Annotated in this window: 19 protein-coding genes; 4 read left to right on the top strand and 15 right to left on the bottom strand. The window is 75.3% G+C overall.

Annotated features, from left to right (window positions below; all coding sequences use genetic code 11):
• Window positions 1-345 carry a PepSY domain-containing protein gene (locus G407_RS0109750; RefSeq protein ID WP_029030663.1) on the bottom strand — a complete coding sequence of 115 codons (345 nt, stop codon included), beginning with the start codon at window positions 343-345 and terminating at the stop codon, window positions 1-3.
• A 133-nt stretch (window positions 346-478) separates the two neighbouring features.
• Between G407_RS0109750 and G407_RS0109745 the strand changes: the two genes are divergently transcribed.
• Window positions 479-775 carry a PepSY domain-containing protein gene (locus tag G407_RS0109745; RefSeq protein WP_029030662.1) on the top strand — a complete coding sequence of 99 codons (297 nt, stop codon included), beginning with the start codon at window positions 479-481 and terminating at the stop codon, window positions 773-775.
• A gap of 80 nt (window positions 776-855) precedes the next feature.
• Here G407_RS0109745 and G407_RS0109740 read toward each other — a convergent pair whose 3' ends face one another.
• From G407_RS0109740 to G407_RS0109715, 6 genes are all read right to left on the bottom strand, one after another.
• Window positions 856-1,065, bottom strand: coding sequence for a hypothetical protein (locus G407_RS0109740; protein ID WP_029030661.1), 210 nt, complete (start codon window positions 1,063-1,065; stop codon window positions 856-858).
• A gap of 23 nt (window positions 1,066-1,088) precedes the next feature.
• Window positions 1,089-2,570, bottom strand: coding sequence for a DUF2793 domain-containing protein (locus tag G407_RS30365; RefSeq protein WP_052341164.1), 1,482 nt, complete (start codon window positions 2,568-2,570; stop codon window positions 1,089-1,091).
• 185 nt (window positions 2,571-2,755) lie between these two features.
• Window positions 2,756-6,679 (bottom strand): baseplate multidomain protein megatron, encoded by a 3,924-nt coding sequence (locus tag G407_RS0109730; protein ID WP_029030660.1) that lies wholly within the window; start codon window positions 6,677-6,679, stop codon window positions 2,756-2,758.
• A 116-nt stretch (window positions 6,680-6,795) separates the two neighbouring features.
• Window positions 6,796-7,278: a C40 family peptidase gene (locus G407_RS26800; RefSeq protein WP_084327427.1), complete on the bottom strand. Its 483-nt coding sequence runs from the start codon at window positions 7,276-7,278 to the stop codon at window positions 6,796-6,798.
• Window positions 7,275-8,147 carry a DUF2163 domain-containing protein gene (locus tag G407_RS0109720; protein WP_029030659.1) on the bottom strand — a complete coding sequence of 291 codons (873 nt, stop codon included), beginning with the start codon at window positions 8,145-8,147 and terminating at the stop codon, window positions 7,275-7,277. The genes G407_RS26800 and G407_RS0109720 overlap by 4 nt, the downstream gene beginning before the upstream one ends.
• Window positions 8,148-8,252: 105 nt before the next feature.
• A complete protein-coding gene (locus G407_RS0109715) occupies window positions 8,253-8,888 on the bottom strand; it encodes a DUF2460 domain-containing protein (RefSeq protein WP_029030658.1) in 636 nt (211 codons plus the stop codon).
• Between the two features lie 132 nt (window positions 8,889-9,020).
• On the opposite strand from G407_RS0109715, the gene G407_RS0109710 reads away from it, so the two are divergent.
• Window positions 9,021-9,266, top strand: coding sequence for an HP1242/YdcH family protein (locus tag G407_RS0109710; RefSeq protein WP_029030657.1), 246 nt, complete (start codon window positions 9,021-9,023; stop codon window positions 9,264-9,266).
• 4 nt (window positions 9,267-9,270) lie between these two features.
• Here G407_RS0109710 and G407_RS0109705 read toward each other — a convergent pair whose 3' ends face one another.
• Genes G407_RS0109705 through G407_RS0109675 form a run of 7 tightly spaced genes read right to left on the bottom strand, consistent with a single transcriptional unit; the run spans window position 9,271 to window position 12,274 of the window.
• Complete coding sequence (locus tag G407_RS0109705; protein ID WP_052341163.1) at window positions 9,271-9,879, bottom strand: phage tail tape measure protein; 609 nt, start codon at window positions 9,877-9,879, stop codon at window positions 9,271-9,273.
• Window positions 9,880-9,894: 15 nt separating this feature from the next.
• The gene (locus G407_RS0109700; protein ID WP_043539394.1) at window positions 9,895-10,125 is read right to left on the bottom strand and encodes a phage tail assembly chaperone; all 231 of its coding nucleotides are present in this window, start codon (window positions 10,123-10,125) and stop codon (window positions 9,895-9,897) included.
• Window positions 10,122-10,484 carry a gene transfer agent family protein gene (locus G407_RS26795; protein WP_043539393.1) on the bottom strand — a complete coding sequence of 121 codons (363 nt, stop codon included), beginning with the start codon at window positions 10,482-10,484 and terminating at the stop codon, window positions 10,122-10,124. Before G407_RS26795 ends, G407_RS0109700 begins: the two co-directional genes overlap by 4 nt.
• 30 nt (window positions 10,485-10,514) lie before the next feature.
• A complete protein-coding gene (locus G407_RS0109690; protein ID WP_029030654.1) occupies window positions 10,515-10,925 on the bottom strand; it encodes a phage major tail protein, TP901-1 family in 411 nt (136 codons plus the stop codon).
• 26 nt (window positions 10,926-10,951) lie between these two features.
• A complete protein-coding gene (locus G407_RS0109685) occupies window positions 10,952-11,371 on the bottom strand; it encodes a DUF3168 domain-containing protein (protein ID WP_029030653.1) in 420 nt (139 codons plus the stop codon).
• Window positions 11,368-11,703 carry a phage head closure protein gene (locus tag G407_RS0109680; protein ID WP_029030652.1) on the bottom strand — a complete coding sequence of 112 codons (336 nt, stop codon included), beginning with the start codon at window positions 11,701-11,703 and terminating at the stop codon, window positions 11,368-11,370. The genes G407_RS0109685 and G407_RS0109680 overlap by 4 nt, the downstream gene beginning before the upstream one ends.
• Window positions 11,704-11,707: 4 nt before the next feature.
• Window positions 11,708-12,274, bottom strand: coding sequence for a head-tail connector protein (locus G407_RS0109675; RefSeq protein ID WP_029030651.1), 567 nt, complete (start codon window positions 12,272-12,274; stop codon window positions 11,708-11,710).
• Between G407_RS0109675 and G407_RS0109670 the strand changes: the two genes are divergently transcribed.
• Both G407_RS0109670 and G407_RS26790 read left to right on the top strand, forming a co-directional pair.
• A complete protein-coding gene (locus tag G407_RS0109670) occupies window positions 12,273-13,076 on the top strand; it encodes a trypsin-like serine protease (RefSeq protein WP_084327426.1) in 804 nt (267 codons plus the stop codon). The two genes, G407_RS0109675 and G407_RS0109670, sit on opposite strands and share 2 nt — an antisense overlap.
• Before the next feature lie 59 nt (window positions 13,077-13,135).
• A complete protein-coding gene (locus tag G407_RS26790; RefSeq protein ID WP_052341162.1) occupies window positions 13,136-14,008 on the top strand; it encodes a S1 family peptidase in 873 nt (290 codons plus the stop codon).
• Between the two features lie 2 nt (window positions 14,009-14,010).
• Here G407_RS26790 and G407_RS0109660 read toward each other — a convergent pair whose 3' ends face one another.
• Window positions 14,011-15,258, bottom strand: a complete 1,248-nt coding sequence (locus G407_RS0109660) for a phage major capsid protein (RefSeq protein ID WP_029030649.1) — start codon at window positions 15,256-15,258, stop codon at window positions 14,011-14,013.
• Window positions 15,259-15,368: the final 110 nt, after the last annotated feature.

Here is a 15,368-nt window from a genome sequence, read left to right as displayed (position 1 = left end):
TCAGTCCTCGTCGACCTCCATCTCCAGCACCCGCGCGGTCGCGGCGTCGACGACGAGCTCGCGCACGCGCCCGTCCGCCGCGACGAGGGTGATCTCGTAGACGAGGAGGCCGTCCTCCCGCTCGAGCTCGACCTCGATCACGCGGCCGGCGACGTGCGGCGGGATCGCGGCGAGGATCTCCGCGAGCGGCAGCGCCTCCCCGCGGCGCACCGCCTCGCGGGCGGCCACGTGATCGTCGTCGTCGGAATAGCGGTGCGCGTCGGCCGCCGCGCGCCCCGGCGGGAGCGCGAGGAGGCAGCCGAGGAGGCCTGCGAGGAGCATTGCGAGGGCGGGTCGGGAGGCCATCGGCCGATCCTGCGCCCCTCCCGCTGACGGGATGCTGACGGCCGCCGTCAGGACGGCATCAGACGGGGTACGCCAAGGTCCGCTCGTCGCCGCGGGAGATCCCGACGGCGCGCAACGAGAAAGGACCACAGGCATGATCAAGGCTCGTCACTCCCTGCCCCTCGCCGCCGGCGCGCTGGCGCTGGCTCTCCTCGCCGGCCCGACGCTCGCCTCGTCCGATCGCGGCGACGACCGCGACGACGCCGTTCCCGCCGCCGACTGGCTCTCCATCGGCGAGCTGACGCAGCGCCTCGAGGCGAACGGCGGGCGCGTCACGAAGGTGGAGGCCGACGACGGCGTCTACGAGGTCTACATCATGGAGGACGGCGTGCGCTACGAGATGAAGGTGCATCCGCGCACGGCGGAGATCCTGCATCGCGAGCGCGACTGATCGTCCGTGCGCGGGAGGCGTCTCCGTCGGCACGGGCCTTCCGCGCACGGGGTCTTCCGTGCGAACGATGCGGGTGCGCCTCAGCGCGCGAGCCGGCGCGTCGCGACGACCCGGAACACGCTCGAGGCGATGAAGCTCGCCGCCGCGACGAGCGTCGCCCCGGCCTCGGCCAGGCGCTGGGGCTCGAGGGCGCTCGCGTCGAAACCGGCCAGCGGCAGGAGGAGGGCGGCGAGGCCCACGATGTTGGCCCAGACGGTGCGGCTGGCCAGCGGGGTCTTGGTCTCGGTCATGCGGATCTCCTGAGGTTGCGGCATCACAATTCGGCATCGAAGGGCAGGCGCCCGTCGCCGTAGGCGCGCCATTGGCCGGCGCGGCCGCGGGGCGTGACGATCCCCGTGGACAGGCGGAAGCGCGCCGCCTCGCGGCTCGCCTCCAGGAACTCGAGGAGCGTGAGCGTCCGCTCGGCCCAGCCGGTCTCGTCGTCGACGGCGAGCGCGAAGCTGCCCGTGGCGCTCGGCGCGCAGGTCGGCTGCGCGCGCATGGCGACGGGAAAGGCGACGAGCGCCTGGTGGTGCGTGTCGTCGAGCCCGGCCGTCGTCCCGATCGTGCGGTTCGCGGCGTCGAGACCGGCCATCCAGAAGTAGCGCCGGCACAGCGCCTCCTCGACGGCGATCGGCCGGCGCTCCCAGGTGCCGGGCACGGCGCCGACCTCGAGCTGCACGCGCCGGAACGTCGCCTCGGCCGCGGCCGAGATCCGCACGGTGACGTCGGCGAAGGCCTCCCACGGCACCTGCAGCGCCACGCCGCGGCGTCCGCTGCCCGCGGCGATGCTGCCGCTCGCCCAGTGCGGATCCGTGCCGATCGTCACCTCGAGCGCGCCGCTCGGGTCCTCGACCGAGAGCGTGACGGTCTCGCCGCGCAGGTCCGGGGCCTCGACGACCTGCTCGATCGCGCCGTCGAGGGTCATCGTGCCCTCCCAGGCCCGCGACAGCGTGGCGCCGGCCGCGCCCGCCTTCCAGCGATCGAAGCCGTAGGCGCCCGCCGCGAGCACGCCGCCCCCGAAGCCGCGCTGGTTCACGGCGAAGGCCGGGTTGATCAGGAGGTTGCGCCAGCCGCCGGCGAGGCCGGGGAGCCCACCGGGAAAGCGCGCCGCGCCCGTCGCCGCCTCGAAATGCGCCGCATCGCGCCAGGTGGCGCCGTCGGCGGAGACACGGATGCGGAAGTCGTCGTCCGACATCAGCCCCGTCTCCGCCCGTCCGCCGAAGCCGGACTGGTAGAGCTGCGAGACGGTGCGCCCGGCACCCTCCTTGTTGAGGACGAAGCGCAGGTCGCCCGTGCCGCCCTCGGCCGTCGTCAGGGAGGCGAAGAGCGCGGCATTGAGCTTGGCCGCGAGCCGGTTGAGCGCGTCCGGCGCCGTGCCGATGCCGAGCCGCGGCAGCTCGACCGGATCGGGCACGTAGTCCGCGAGAGGCCGCCAGGCGGCGCCGTCGTGCACGAGGAGCGCGTCGGTGGCGGCGACGTAGACCCGCCACCCGGCCCGCGGCGCGAGGAAGCGCCACACGCCCGCATCGAAGAGCGCGATCGCGCCGGCCTGCCCGGCGAACGCGCCCGCCGGCGTGCCCGAGACGAGCAGGCGCGCGCCCGCCTCCGGCGCGGCCGGCGCCTCGTCCGCCTCGGCCGCGACGGCGCAGTGGACGAGCGCATCGAGCCGCGCCAGCGCCTCGTTGTGCGTGACGTGCTTCATCGCTTGCGCCGCCGCGATCAGCGGCAGCGCGAGGTGGGGTGTCGTGGTCATGGGAGCTTCCTCGACATGAGGTCCTCCCCCATCGGGGGAGGTGGATCGGCGGCGGAGCCGACGAGACGGAGGGGGTGCGCCGAAGGCGCGCTTCGGCGGAGCCGAACACACCGCCGAGGTCGAGCCGCGGGACCCCGCCCCTGGCTCGCTCCGCTCGCCGTCCCCGCCCCGAGGGGGCGGGAGCGTCAGAGCACGGCGAGCGTCGCGGCGAGCGGTGCGCCCGGGCCGACGAGGGCGCTCTCCTGGGCGATGCGCACGGCGAGCGTCGCCTGCGGCATCCCGTGGTCGGCGAGCTCGTCGGCGGCGGGGTAGACCACCTGCGGGGACGTCGCGGAGAGCGCGCGCACCACCGCCCCGCCCGCCGACAGGATCTCGATGCGATAGGCCTCGGCGGCCTCCCCGAGCGGCGGGTCGACCGGGTCCCAGGCGTCGGCGTCGAGGCGCGAGCGGCGCACCCAGGCGAGGACGACCCCCTCCCCCGTGCGCCGCGCCGACGCATGGACCGGCGCCAGCGGCAGCAGGGCCGCGGGTCCTGCCGTGGCGACGATCTCGACGACGGCGGCGTCCGCGTGGTCGCGATCGGCGGGGCCGATGCGCCAGCGCCAGGTGCGGCCGAGGTCGCCGGCGGCGCGCGCGAGCGGCACCAGCGTCTCGTCGAGCCGCACCAGCGCGCTCCCCGCCGGAAGGCCGAGCGCCGCCGCCGGCTCGGAGCCGGCGAGGCCGCGCAGGAGGCGCCCGAGCCGGTAGGTGCGCTCGCCGATCAGCTCCGCCGTGCCGACGCCGACGATCTCGAGCGTCCCGTCCGGCCCGCGCAGGCAGAAGCGGTTGGCGCCCTCGAACAGTGCGCCGTCGCTGACGCTCGTCACGGCGCCCATCGCCAGCCGGACGTCGACGACGCCCGCCCGGTCGATGCGCCAGAGCGGCCCCGGCGCGAGTGGCGACAGCGTCTCGCCGACCTGCGCCGGCGCCGAGGCCACGTCGAACGGCTCGAAGGACGCGCCGTCGCCGGAGCGCCAGATCGCCATGGCGCCGGGCCAGGGCCGGGCGTGGATTGCGGCGAAGGAGAGCACCGTCGGATCACCGAGCGCCGCGGGGAGATCGAGCACGAGCACGAAGGGCCGCCCGAACGTCGCCGGCGCCGCGCGGGCGACGACCGCTCCCTTCGGCGCGGGCGCTGCGTACAGCGTCGGCTCGACGGCCCGCGCCTCGATTCGCCGCGCGGCGGCGTCGACGATGCGGCCGATGCGATAGAGGCCGCCGCCGGGCGGGGCGATCACGTCCCCGGGCTCGAGATCGATCCGGCGCGGGGAGACGGCGAGGGTCAGGCTCTCGCGGCCGGACCAGGCGTCCTGCAGCATCACGTCGGCGAGCCCGCGCGCCTGTGCCCGGCGCAGCACCGCGGCGGTCTCCACCCGCGCGAGCCGCCGGCTGCCGCCGGCGAGCCGGCGCGAGGCCACCGCCGCGCGCCGATAGCCGCCGGCGGCATCGGTGAAGGCGAGCTCGACCTCCGCGGGAAGATCGGTCTCCTGGGCGCGGGCGCGCCGCTCGAGCGCGCCCTCGCCCTCCTCCACCCGCTCGTCGGCCGCGATCGTCGCGACCGCGCGCACGCCGCGCCCGACGAAGGCGAGCCTGCCGTCGCGCTCCACCGCGTCGACGCCGAAGAGCCGCAGCAGCGGCTCCAGCGCCTCGCGCGCCGACATCGGCCGGTCGAGCACGAATCCGTCGACGAAGCCGTCGCAATCGGTCGCGACGGGGAGGTCGACGCCGAGATCGGCGAGCACGCGGCGGATCAGCTCGTCCAGCGGCAGGCCCTCGAGCCGGCCGTTGAGCCAGTGCCCGGTCTCGTGGTTCACCCCGTCCGACCAGACGCCCGCGAGATCGGGGAAGGCCGGGAAGGGCCGCGCGTCGAAGGCCCACACTGCCATCCGGTCCGGGTCGAGCATGGCCGCGCCGGTGATCGGCGAGGGCGGGTTGTGCACCGGCTCGTGGCCGGGCACGCGCGGGTCGAAGCGGCGCAGGATCGCGCCGACGCCGCGCGCCTGGGCGAGATCGTCGCGCGCACCCGAGGAGAAGGGCGGGAAGGCGCTCTCCGACGACTTCGGATCGGGAAACACGTTGGGCCCGTTCGGCCCCTTGTCGACGGCGGGCACGCCGATCTCGGTGAGCCAGATCGGCTTCGCGCCCGGCACGAAGGCGGTCTGGCCCGCCGGCGCGCCGCCGACGCGCTCGCGATGCGGGCTCGACCACCAGCCGACGAGGTCCTTCGGCCGGAAGGCGAAGGCCTCGCCGAGTGCGTCGACGATCGGCGTGCGCGCCTGCGCCGCCCGGGCGGCGGCGTCGGCGTAGGACCAGTCGAAGCCCTCGCCCGCGCCGAGGCGGCGGTGCAGATAGTCCGGATCGAGCCCGCCCGCGGCCTCGGCCTGGTCGAGGTGCACGGCGTCGTCGCGCCAGTCGGAGATCGGCGGGTACCAGTCGATGCCGATCGCATCGATGGCCGGGTGGGCCCAGAGCGGGTCGAGGGGAAAGCGCACCTCCGCCCCGCCGTCGCGCACATGGGCGCCGTACTCGGTCCAGTCGGCGGCGTAGGTGATCTTCGTACCGGGTCCGACGATCGTGCGCACGTCCGCCGCCAGCGCGCACAGCGCGTCGACGGCCGGGTAGCTGCCCGGGCCGGATCGCACGCGGGTGAGCGCCGGCAGCTCCGTTCCAATGACGATGGCGTCGACGCCGCCCGCGGCCTGCGCCAGCGCGGCGTAGTGCAGGATCTGTCGGCGGAAGCTCCACTCGTCGGGCCCGGTATGGATCACCCCGTCGCCGGCGGGCGCGACGTGCACCGGCTGCGTCGTGCCGAAGAAGGCCGCGACCTGCGCCGCGGCGAGGCTCGTCCCGTCCGGCGAGCCCGGCCGGCCGGGGGCGGGATCGCAGGTGATGCGCCCGCGCCAGGGATAGGGCGGCTGGCCGATCGCGCCGGTATGCGGATCCGGCAGAGCGTTGCCCGCGGGGACGTCCATCATCTGGAACGGGTAGAGCGTCACGGAGAGGCCGCGGTCCTTCAGGAGGCGCACGAGGCGCACCACGCTCGCGTCCGACGGGGTGCCGCCGTAGGCCGGCAGGCCGCCCGCGGTCGAGACGACCCGCGCAACCGACCGCGTCAGGCCCGCGACGGCCCAGGGCGTCTCCTCCGTGTCCTTCGATGGGATCTCCACCCGCGGCGCAATGGTGCAGGCCCCCACCCGCAGGTCGTCGCCGAACCAGCTGACCACGAGGAAGACGTGGGCGAGGTTGGGGCACAGGGCCTGGAGCTGGTCGAGGGAGGCGAGGACGTCGCTCGTCGCCTGCAGCTGGTGGCGGTTGTCGGGCTTCGTCTCGCCCAGGCCGAGCGCCTGGCGCACGGGGGCGGGCTCGTAGCCGAACTCGGTCGCGCCGGGGATCAGGCACACGGCCCGGATCGCCTCGCCGAGCGCATTGCCGCCGCGCACCACCTCGAAGGCGAGCTGCGGGATGCGGTTGCCGAAGGGCTCGAGCGGCAGGCGCTCGAAGACGACGTAGGCGAGGCCGCGATAGGCCGGCGCCGCGCCCTCCTTGGCCACGATCAGCGGATCGGGCGCCTGCGCCTCGTCGCCCCGATAGACGCGCATCGTGATGGTCGCGAGATCGATCTCGCGCCCGTCGGCGAAGACGCGCCGCACGAAGGCGATCGGGCCCTCGCACAGGCCGACCGCCAGGTTGGCGTAGTAGGCGTAGGTCACCTCCCGCGTCGTCGCGCCCCCGCCCCCGCCGGAGGATTTGCCGCCGCGCCGCGGCTCGCGGCGCACGGTCACCCGCGTCTCCTCCTCGAGCCGCGTCGCCCAGATCACCTGGCCGCCGATCCGCGCCCGGCCGTAGACCCGCGGGATCGGCGCGCCCTCGGTGGAGGCGAGGCCGGGCACCTCGGTGAGCCGCGGGCCGACGACGGTACGCGTGCTCTCGCCCTCGAGCGAGGACAGGATCGCGCCGTCGATCGCCGCCCCGGCGAGCCCGCCGAGCGCCCGCCCGACCATCGCGCCGAACGGCCCGCCGACCATCCCGCCGATGGCGGCGCCGGCGGTCTGGAGAACGAGGGTGGCCATGAAGGATCTCCAAAGCGCGCTCCTCCCCCCTGGGGGAGGTGGATCGGCGCCGAAGGCGACGAGACGGAGGGGGTGCGCCGTGAGGCGCGCTTCGGCGACAGCCGAAACCACCCACGTCAGATCACGGGACCCCGCCCCTGATCCGCTGCGCGGATCGTCCCCGCCCCGAGGGGGCGGGAGGGGAACGCGAACACGCCCGCCACCTTCCGCCGCCAGAACGGCGGGATCGTCACCTCGCAGACGCGGGCGCCGTCGTGGGCGTGGATCATCGCGTCGGGGCCGGTGGCGATGGCACAGTGCTTGGCGCACAGCCCCTCGCGCCAGCGGAAGACGAGGACGCGACCCGCAGCGATGCCCTCCACCGGCACGAGCCAGCGGGTCGCCGCTCGCATCAGGGCGTCGCCCGCGCCGGCCTCCGCCCAGTCCGGGGCGTATGGGCCGGGGCGCTCCGGCTCGGGGCCGACGACCCCGCGCCAGACGCCGCGCAAGAGGCCGAGGCAATCGCAGCCCACCCCCTTCAGCGAGGCCTGGTGCGCGTAGGGCGTGCCGATCCAGGCGCGGGCCTCGGCGACGACGCACGCTGCCGGATCCGGGCTCATCGCAAAAGGCTCCCACCGTCGAGGCCCGGCTCGCCCTGCCGGGGCATGCGCAGGACGAAGTCGTTGCCCGGCATGTGCGGGAAGCCGCGGAAATTGTCGGTGTTGCCGAACTTGGCGCCGCAGGTCTCGAAGGACTTGTCGCAGCCGGGCGTCACGGTGAAGCCGTCGCCGATCGCGATCGGGCGCGGCGCGCGCCGCCACAGGTCCAGCACGCCCCCGACCCGGTGCGCCCGCACCTCGACGGCGAAGCCGGCATTGGCGCCCGAGCCGAAGACGAGCCGCCCCAGGGCGAAATGCTCCGGCGCGTAGCCCGCGAGCGCGGCCGCGGTCACGGACAGCGCGCCGTCGCTCGCGGTGACCACGGCGGCCACCGGCGGCGCCGCGGCGCGGCAGCGATCGTCCCCGAGATCGGCCGAGCAGCTCGCCCGGAACAGGCGCCCGCGCTCCTCGTCGAGCCTGTGCATCGGCGAGCGCAGCTCCGCCACGAAGGCGCCGTCGGCCCGGCGCACCTCGCCGATGGCGCCGATGCCGAGCCGCATGCGGTGCTCGGGCGCGCTCCAGTCGACGAGGAAGGTCTCGACACGCGCGTCGTCCCAGACACCGGCGAGGAGATCCTCCTCCGTCAGGCCCGCCGAGACGAGGGCGCCGGCGACCTCGCCGCCGCCCACCGCGAAGCCGAGCTCGGAGGCGGCCTCGGCGGCCTCGAGCCCGGTCGCGGCGCGGAACGTCGTGCCCTCGAAAAGGAGATCGCGGTCGTGATCGGTGAAGCCGGCGACGACGCCGTCGGCCCGCGTCACGCGCCAGCACCGCGCGAGCGTCGTCGCCCCGCCGCCCAGCCGGGCGGCGAGGGAGGGTGGGATGGTGCGCATGATGAGAGGCTCCGCAGCTCGATGTCACGATCGCCTGGACCGTCGCCCTGCCCGGCGAGGCGCACGACGGGCACTCCGACGCCGCCGTCTTCACCCCGAGCTGGCCTATGGCAGGATCTCCAGCAGCGGGATCTCCGGCACCGCCCCGGCCGCGAAGGCCTGGAGGTCGATCTCCAGCGCGTCGGTGTCGAAGCGCACCGGCACGTCGAAGCGGTAGCCGGCGGTGACCGCGGCGCCGGGCGGCGGAGGCGTCGCGAGGGTGACGAGGCCGGTCGCGATGTCGCAGGTGAAGCCGACCCCGTCCGCCAGCGTCGTGCCGTCCACCGCGACGAGCACGCTGCCGGCGACGGGCTTGGCGATGGTGCGCAGGTAGGGCGCGTGCGCACCGCCGTAGGTCTTCACCAGCTGGAAGGCGACGCGTGTCCCGTCGCCCTCCCCGATCGCCTGGTCGCCGGGCGACGGCTCGGCGGAGGGCTTGCCGCTCTTCCAGTCGGTGCGGTCGTGCAGGCGAAAGCCGACGAGCCTGCCGCGACGCTCCTCGAAGAAGGCGATCACCGCGTCGAGCGCGTCGAGCGTGCGCACCCCGAGCCCGGCCTCGAAGCGCCGGCGCGAATGCGCCCAGCGGGCGTTGCGGTGCTCGCGGCCGGACGCCAGCGTCACGATCTCCGTGCGCCGCGTCGGCCCGCCGCGGCTGCCGAGCGCCACGTCGAGAGGGAAACGAACCTCGTGGAAATCGTCCATCGATTCCTCCGCGAATGAGCCTCGAAGGCGACCTCATTGACCTTCCGCAAAGCGCCGCAACCCGGTTTCGGGCCAGATCGGGCCAGGAGCGCCGCACGTGCGGTCGCTCGAACCGAGAAGGAAGGAAGCACGATGAGCCATGTCCCCCACGAGCTCGCCGAGGAGTTCCCCGAGGCCGCCGAGCGCATCCACGCGCTGAAGACCTCGAACACGCACTTCGCCCGGCTCGCCGACGAGTACCATGAGCTCAACCGCGCGATTCACCGCATCGAGACCCGCGTCGAGCCGACCTCCGACGAGGTCGAGCAGGACCTGCGCCGCAAGCGCCTCGCCCTGAAGGACGAGATCGCCGCGATGCTCGGCTCCGCCGCGGCCTGAGCGGTCACGAGGCGCGCCGCCCGCGCGCCACCGCGCGGGCGAGCGCCGCCGAGACCTGCGCCTCCGAGCGCCGGAAGCCTTCGATGTCCGGCGTCTCGATGTTGACGACGATCGTCGGCGCTCCGCCCTCGCCCGCACCGCCGCGGACGCCGAGGCGCCCGTCCGGGCCGCGCGCCAGCGGCAGGATCGCCTCGGCCCCCCGCTCGCCCATCAGGCCGAGCCCACCCGAGAGCGGAAACCACGTCGGCGCCGCGACCACCCCGCCCTTGGCGAAGGGCCGCACCGGCGGCAGCGGCGGGAAGGCGAGCCCTCCCGCTCCTGCGCCCCCGCCGCCGAAGCCTCCGTGGAACAGCCCCCCGAGCAGGCCCGCGACGCCCCGCGAGAGCGTCTGCTGCAGCGGGGCGAGCGCGGCCTTGAGCCCGATGTCGATCAGCGAGCGGCCCATCTGCCGCAGGATCTCGTCGAAGCGCCGCCCCTCGGAGACCCCGCGCGTGAAGGTCGCGGTGAAGCTCGCGCCGAGCCGCTCGGTCAGCCGCGTCAGCCGCTCGATCTCCTGCGCCCGCTCGGGCGGGATCAGGGGTCGCGCGAAGGAGCCGTCGTCGTCGCGGAGCATCGTCGTTCTCTCCTGTCAGCCGTCGGGATGCGCCGCCATCAGGGCGGCGAGGGTCGCGCGCGTGGGCGCGTCGCGGACGCCGAGCCCGCGCCCGGACAGCGCCGCGGCGAGCTCGCGCGGCGTGGCCCGCCAGAACGTATCGGGCGTCCAGCCGAGCGGGCCCAGCGCCGCGGCGAGCGCCTCGTCCCAGGGAAAAGCCGGTGCGGGCAGCGCTGGGGCCGACGCCGGCGCGGGCGGCGCGCTCACGCCCGCGCCGCCGGAGGGTTTGCGCCGGCCTCGGCGCCGCTGCCTTCGGCGTCGGTCCCGAAGGCGCGCGCGAGCGCCTGCATCGCCGCCCGGGCGACGGGCTCGACCCCGTCCTCCAGCGCCAGCGCCGCGACATCCGCGTCGGCGAGCGGGTGCCCGCCTCCGCGCAGCGCCGCGCCGAGGATGGCGACGAGGTCGCGCGCCCGCAGGCGCCCCTCCGCCAGCCGCGTCGCGAGCGCGCCGAGGTCCTCGGCCGCGAGCGCGTCCTCGAGCTCGGCCAGCGCGCCGAGCGTGATCCGCAGCGTGCGGACCTCGCCGCCGATCACGACGGAAACATCCCCGCGTCGTGCGTTCGCCATCGTCCCCTCCCCGTCCGCGAGCTTCTCGGGTCAGAGCGCCGCGAAGGCGATCTCGCCCGCCGACTCGAAAGCCGCGTCGAAGGTCACCTCACCGGCATGCTCGCCGCGATACTCGAGCGAGACGATCTGGAAGGGGCCGGTCAGCGTGCCGAAGTCGGGGATGATCGCCTCGTAGGCGCGGATCTCGCCGGCGAAGAACACCGTGCGCATCAGCGCATCCGAGGCCTGGTCGCGGAAGACGCCCGCGCCCGAGAGCGCCGCACGGCGCACGCCGGCGCCCGCCAGCAGCTCGCGCCAGCGCCCGGCGCTCTCCGCGTTGGTGACGTCGACGAGGTCGGCGCCGAGCGCGATCTGGCGGGCCCGCAGGCCCGCCAGCGTCACGAAGACGCCGGTGCCGTCGTCGATCTTGATGAGGAGGTCCTTGCCCTTCTGCGCGGCCATGTCTCGTGTTCCTCCGCTCGTATCGATCAGATGACGGTTTCGGTGAGCGCGGAGAGCCGCAGCCAGGCACGCGCGGCGCCGCTGCCGGCGTCGCGCGTCGCCCCGCTCTCGGCCACGCGCAGGCGGATCAGGCGATGCCCCGAAAGCGTCAGGTCCGCGTCATCGAGGAGGGTCGCGATCCGGTCGGCGACCGCGAGCCCCGCGGCCGCGGAGCCCGGGCGCGACCACACCACGATGTCGGCCTCCTGGGCGTGCGCCCGCACGCCCTCGCTCGAGGCGTCGCGGGCCATCACCCGGCCGAACAGCGCGTAGACCGGCTCGGCGCCCCGCGGCGGCTCGTCGTGGATGCGGATCGTCCCGCCGAACAGGTCGGCGAGCGTCGCGTCGCCGGCGAGCGCCGCGAGAATCGCGGTGCGCAGGGCGAGAATCGGCCCGGGTGCGCTCACGGCTTGATCTCCTCGCACAGGCAGACAGTCTCGCGCCCCGTCCCGTCCGGGTCGGTGGCGGCGCGCACGGCGAAGCGACGCGCGCCGAGCGTGAGGCGCATGCGGCCGTCGAGATCGGCGCGGTGGCGCAGCCGCACGCGGTGGGTCACGGCCTCCTCCGGCCGGCCGGCGCGCTCGCGCTCGTCGAGGCCGAGCGCCTCGATCGCGCCCCACACGCGCGGCCCGGGCTGGAAGCTGCGCACGACGCCGCCGAAGCCGTCGGGCGTCTCCTGCGGCAGGTCGAGGGTGAACAGGCGCCTTCGGGCGCCGATCCGGGTTCGTTCGGTCCTCATCGGCTCAGCCCATCCGCAGGCGCCGAAAGGGCGCGACGAGGGCGGCGACGTCGAGCGGCAGGCTGGCCCGCTCGGTCTGCGGCGGCCCGTCTCCCCGGTTCTCGAACCAGTGCGCCGCGAGCAGCCGGATCGCCTGCACCAGCGGCGCCGGCGCCGCCTCCGCGGTCGCGCCGAAGCCCGCCGAGAGGTCGATCTCGAGCCCGCCCCGCGCCTCCAGCGCCGTGCCCGAGAGCACGATCCGGACCGGGTCGGCGCGCCGCTCCAGCCGCCAGTCGGAGGCCGGGACGACGCTCGCCACGTCCGCGGCGTCGAAGGCGCGCACCTCCGTCACCGCGAGGATCGGCGCGAGCGGCAGGCGCACGACGCCGTCCTCGGGAACGGGGGCGAGCGCGATGCGCCAGGACTGCTCGAGCACCACGAGCCGGGTCGTCGCCTCCACGACGAGGCGTGCCGCGCGCAGGAGCGCGCCGAACAGCGCGTCCTCGTCCGCGTGCTCGAGCCGCAGGAAGGCGCGCATCTCGGGCACGCCGATGGGCTCGACGGCGGGGCCGGCGAGGTATAGGGGGGTCATGTCCGCCCTCCGAAGGCTGGAGCTGCTGTCCGTGCGGGTGTCTGTGTCTGTGTCTGCTCGTGTCGGGGCCGCTCTCGGGGCGGCCCTTCTCCTGCTGGCGGGGACGCTCGCGCCGGCGCGCGCGGTCGTCGGCGGCGCGCCCGAGACCGGGCCGCTCGCCGCCTCCACCCTGATGATCCTGTCCTCGAGCGGCGGGGCCTGCTCGGGCGTCGTCCTCGCGCCGGACGTGGTCCTCACCGCCGCCCATTGCGTCACCGAAGCGGACGCCCACCGCGCGCATTGGCGCGATCCCGCCGGCGCACCGGTCCTCGCCGCGATCGCGGCGATCGCGGTCCATCCCGGCTACGACCCCGACGCCATCGCCGCGCGCCGGCGCTCGATCGACCTCGCGCTGGTGCGCCTGGCCGCGCCGCTGCCGTCCCCCTTCCGCCCCGCGACACTGCTCGGCGCGAACGCCGGCGCCGGCGAGGCGCTCGACCTCGTCGGCTACGGCGTGGCGCAGGAGGGCGAGGCGGGGCGCCTGACCGGCGGGACGCTGCGGCGCGCGCGCCTCTCCGTCGTCGAGCCCTACGGTCCGTCCTCGATCCTGGTCTGGCTCGCGGGCGCCGACGCCGGCGGCTGCCACGGCGATTCCGGCGGGCCGATCGCCCGCGCCGATGCCGTTCTCGCGGTCACCTCCTGGACGCGCGGGACGAACGGCGCCGAATGCGGCGACATCAGCCAGGGTGTGCTCGTGGGCCCGCAGCGCGGCTTCATCGACGCGACGCTCGCCGGCTGGGGCCGCGGAGCCGCCTGGCGATGAGGCCCGCTCCGTCGTCTCCCGCGCTTGCGCCCGACGATGCCGCACCGCACAGTGCCGCCATGCCGCTCCGCCTTCGCCCTCTCGCCGTGCTCCTCGCCCTCGCGACGGCGATCGCGGCCGCGCTCGTCGGTGCGGCGCCGGCCGAGGCGATCACCCGCGGCCGCGCGGCGGACGCCACCGACGGCCTGCGCGAGAGCATCGTGCGCATCGAGAGCTCCGAGGGCGAGCTGTGCACCGGCGTCCTCGTGCGCGACGACGTCGTGCTCACCGCGGCCCATTGCGTGCTCGAGCCGGTGAACTACCGCATCTTCGCCCTCGACTACGGCTTTCGCCGCATCGACCTCGGCGTCTCCGCGAGCGTGCTGCACCCGAGCTTCCAGCCCGGCATCCCGCCGCGCGAGCAGCCCGGCGTCGATCTCGCCCTGCTCAAGCTGGACCGGCGGCTCGGGCCCGACTTCCGCCCCTTCGACGTCACCGCCGCGCAGATGCCGCGCGCCGGGCAGAACGGGACCATCGCCGGCTTCGGCACGACGCGTTTCCGCGCCAAGTCGACGGCGCGGACGCTGCGCTTCACCTATGTCGTGGTGATGGGCGAGGCGCGGCTCGGCAATCGCATGGTGATGGCCGCCGATCCCGAGCGGCTCGGCGAGCAGGAGGGCGCCGGCGCCTGCCAGGGCGATTCCGGCGGCCCGCTGCTCTCGGGCGAGCCCGGCGCCTACCGGCTCGACGGGATCATCTCCTGGTCGTCGGGCGCCTTCGCCGGCGCGCGCGGGGCCGCCTGCGGGGGGCTCACGGCGATCACGCCGATCGCCCCCCACGTGCGCTGGATCGCGGCGCGGGTGCGCGATCTCGACCGCGCCGTGCCCTCCGCACCCGCGGAGCCCCTCGACATCACCCCGCCGGCCCGCGACGCCCTTCTCGGCGCCGATTGACGTCACGCCGCGAAGCGCAGGAGCTTGAGCGCGGCGAAGTCCTGCACCCCGCCGCCGACGCGCTTCGTCGTGTAGAACAGCACGTAGGGCTTGGCGGAGTACGGGTCGCGCAGGATGCGCACCCCCGCGCGGTCGACGACGAGGTAGCCGCGCTTGAAGTCGCCGAAGGCGATGGCGTCGGCGCCGGCCGCGATGTCGGGCATGTCCTCCGCCTCCACCACGGGGAAGCCCATCAGGCTCGCGGCCTGGCCCGGCCCCGCCGGCGGCTGCCAGAGATAGTGCCCCTGCGCGTCCTTGAACTTGCGCACCACGGCCTGCGTCTTGCGGTTCATCACGAAGGACGCGTTCTGCCGGTAGCCGCTCCTGAGCGCGTAGACGAGATCGACCATCACGTCCGACGGATCGGAGGCCGGGAAGGCGCCCGCCGCACCGGTCGCCACGAAGCCGAGGTTGCCCCACGACCAGGAGGCGTCCGCGACCGCCGTGTAGTCGAGGAAGCCCCGCGGCTTGGCGACCCCGTCGCCGGCGACGAAGGCGGCGCCCTCCTGCTCGGCGAAGGCGGTCTCCACCTCGTCGGCGATCCACTGGTCGATGTCGACGATGGCATCGTCGAGCAGCGTCTGCGTCGCCGCCGGCATGGCGTAGAGCTCCATCGCCGGGAAGGAGAGCTCGGACAGGCCGGGGCCGTCCGTCTGCGGGCGCGCGGCGGTCTCCGCCACCCAGCCGGAGGCGGCGCCCGAGGTCGCGTGGGCGATCTTGTAGAGCCCGCCCGAGATCGTGCGGTTCGACGCGATGGCGCGGATCGGCGAGAGCGTCGCGAGCCGCCGGATCACCTCGCGCTCGACCTGCGGCGGCGCGAGGTAGCCGCCGTCCGGCCCCGAACCCGCCGACAGCGCCTTCTCCTCGAGCCGCTTGAGCCCCGCGCTCTCGCCGGAGCGGACGTAGAGCTCGAAGGCGGCCTTGTGCTCGCTCGCGAGCGGGTCCTCGCGCCCCTCGTCCTTGCCCGCGAGCGGCGGGCGCTGCCGGGCGAGCGCGAGCCGGTCCGAGCGCGCCTTCTGCTCGTCGAGGAAGGCGTCGATGCGCGCGAGCTTCTCGTCGACGACGACGTCCACCCGCCCGCGCGTCTCGAGCGCGGCGAGCCGCCCGTCGTTCTCCTCCTTGTAGGCCTCGAAGGCCCGCGCGAACTCGGCGAACGCGGCCTGCGCGTCCGCGGACTTGATCTCGAGGGACGGATCTTGCGTGTCGTTCATGGTGGGATGTCCTTGCAGGTGGTGTCCGGGAAGGCGGGAAAGGCGCTCCTCCCCCATCGGGGAGGTGGATCGGCGCCGAAGGCCACGAGACGGAGGGGGTGCGCCGAAGG

The sequence above is a fragment of the Salinarimonas rosea DSM 21201 genome (assembly GCF_000429045.1).
GTDB lineage: Bacteria > Pseudomonadota > Alphaproteobacteria > Rhizobiales > Beijerinckiaceae > Salinarimonas > Salinarimonas rosea.
The sequence above is the reverse complement of the archived record's forward strand: the minus strand, read 5'-3'. Positions and strand labels throughout refer to the sequence as shown.

Coding starts and splice junctions, on each gene's coding strand:
- G407_RS0109750 (WP_029030663.1), bottom strand. CDS start 345: ATGGCCTCCCGACCCGCCCTCGCAATGCTCCTCGCAGGCCTCCTCGGC.
- G407_RS0109745 (WP_029030662.1), top strand. CDS start 479: ATGATCAAGGCTCGTCACTCCCTGCCCCTCGCCGCCGGCGCGCTGGCG.
- G407_RS0109740 (WP_029030661.1), bottom strand. CDS start 1,065: ATGACCGAGACCAAGACCCCGCTGGCCAGCCGCACCGTCTGGGCCAAC.
- G407_RS30365 (WP_052341164.1), bottom strand. CDS start 2,570: ATGACCACGACACCCCACCTCGCGCTGCCGCTGATCGCGGCGGCGCAA.
- G407_RS0109730 (WP_029030660.1), bottom strand. CDS start 6,679: ATGGCCACCCTCGTTCTCCAGACCGCCGGCGCCGCCATCGGCGGGATG.
- G407_RS26800 (WP_084327427.1), bottom strand. CDS start 7,278: ATGAGCCCGGATCCGGCAGCGTGCGTCGTCGCCGAGGCCCGCGCCTGG.
- G407_RS0109720 (WP_029030659.1), bottom strand. CDS start 8,147: ATGCGCACCATCCCACCCTCCCTCGCCGCCCGGCTGGGCGGCGGGGCG.
- G407_RS0109715 (WP_029030658.1), bottom strand. CDS start 8,888: ATGGACGATTTCCACGAGGTTCGTTTCCCTCTCGACGTGGCGCTCGGC.
- G407_RS0109710 (WP_029030657.1), top strand. CDS start 9,021: ATGAGCCATGTCCCCCACGAGCTCGCCGAGGAGTTCCCCGAGGCCGCC.
- G407_RS0109705 (WP_052341163.1), bottom strand. CDS start 9,879: ATGCTCCGCGACGACGACGGCTCCTTCGCGCGACCCCTGATCCCGCCC.
- G407_RS26795 (WP_043539393.1), bottom strand. CDS start 10,484: ATGGCGAACGCACGACGCGGGGATGTTTCCGTCGTGATCGGCGGCGAG.
- G407_RS0109690 (WP_029030654.1), bottom strand. CDS start 10,925: ATGGCCGCGCAGAAGGGCAAGGACCTCCTCATCAAGATCGACGACGGC.
- G407_RS0109680 (WP_029030652.1), bottom strand. CDS start 11,703: ATGAGGACCGAACGAACCCGGATCGGCGCCCGAAGGCGCCTGTTCACC.
- G407_RS0109670 (WP_084327426.1), top strand. CDS start 12,273: ATGTCCGCCCTCCGAAGGCTGGAGCTGCTGTCCGTGCGGGTGTCTGTG.
- G407_RS0109675 (WP_029030651.1), bottom strand. CDS start 12,274: ATGACCCCCCTATACCTCGCCGGCCCCGCCGTCGAGCCCATCGGCGTG.
- G407_RS26790 (WP_052341162.1), top strand. CDS start 13,136: ATGCCGCTCCGCCTTCGCCCTCTCGCCGTGCTCCTCGCCCTCGCGACG.
- G407_RS0109660 (WP_029030649.1), bottom strand. CDS start 15,258: ATGAACGACACGCAAGATCCGTCCCTCGAGATCAAGTCCGCGGACGCG.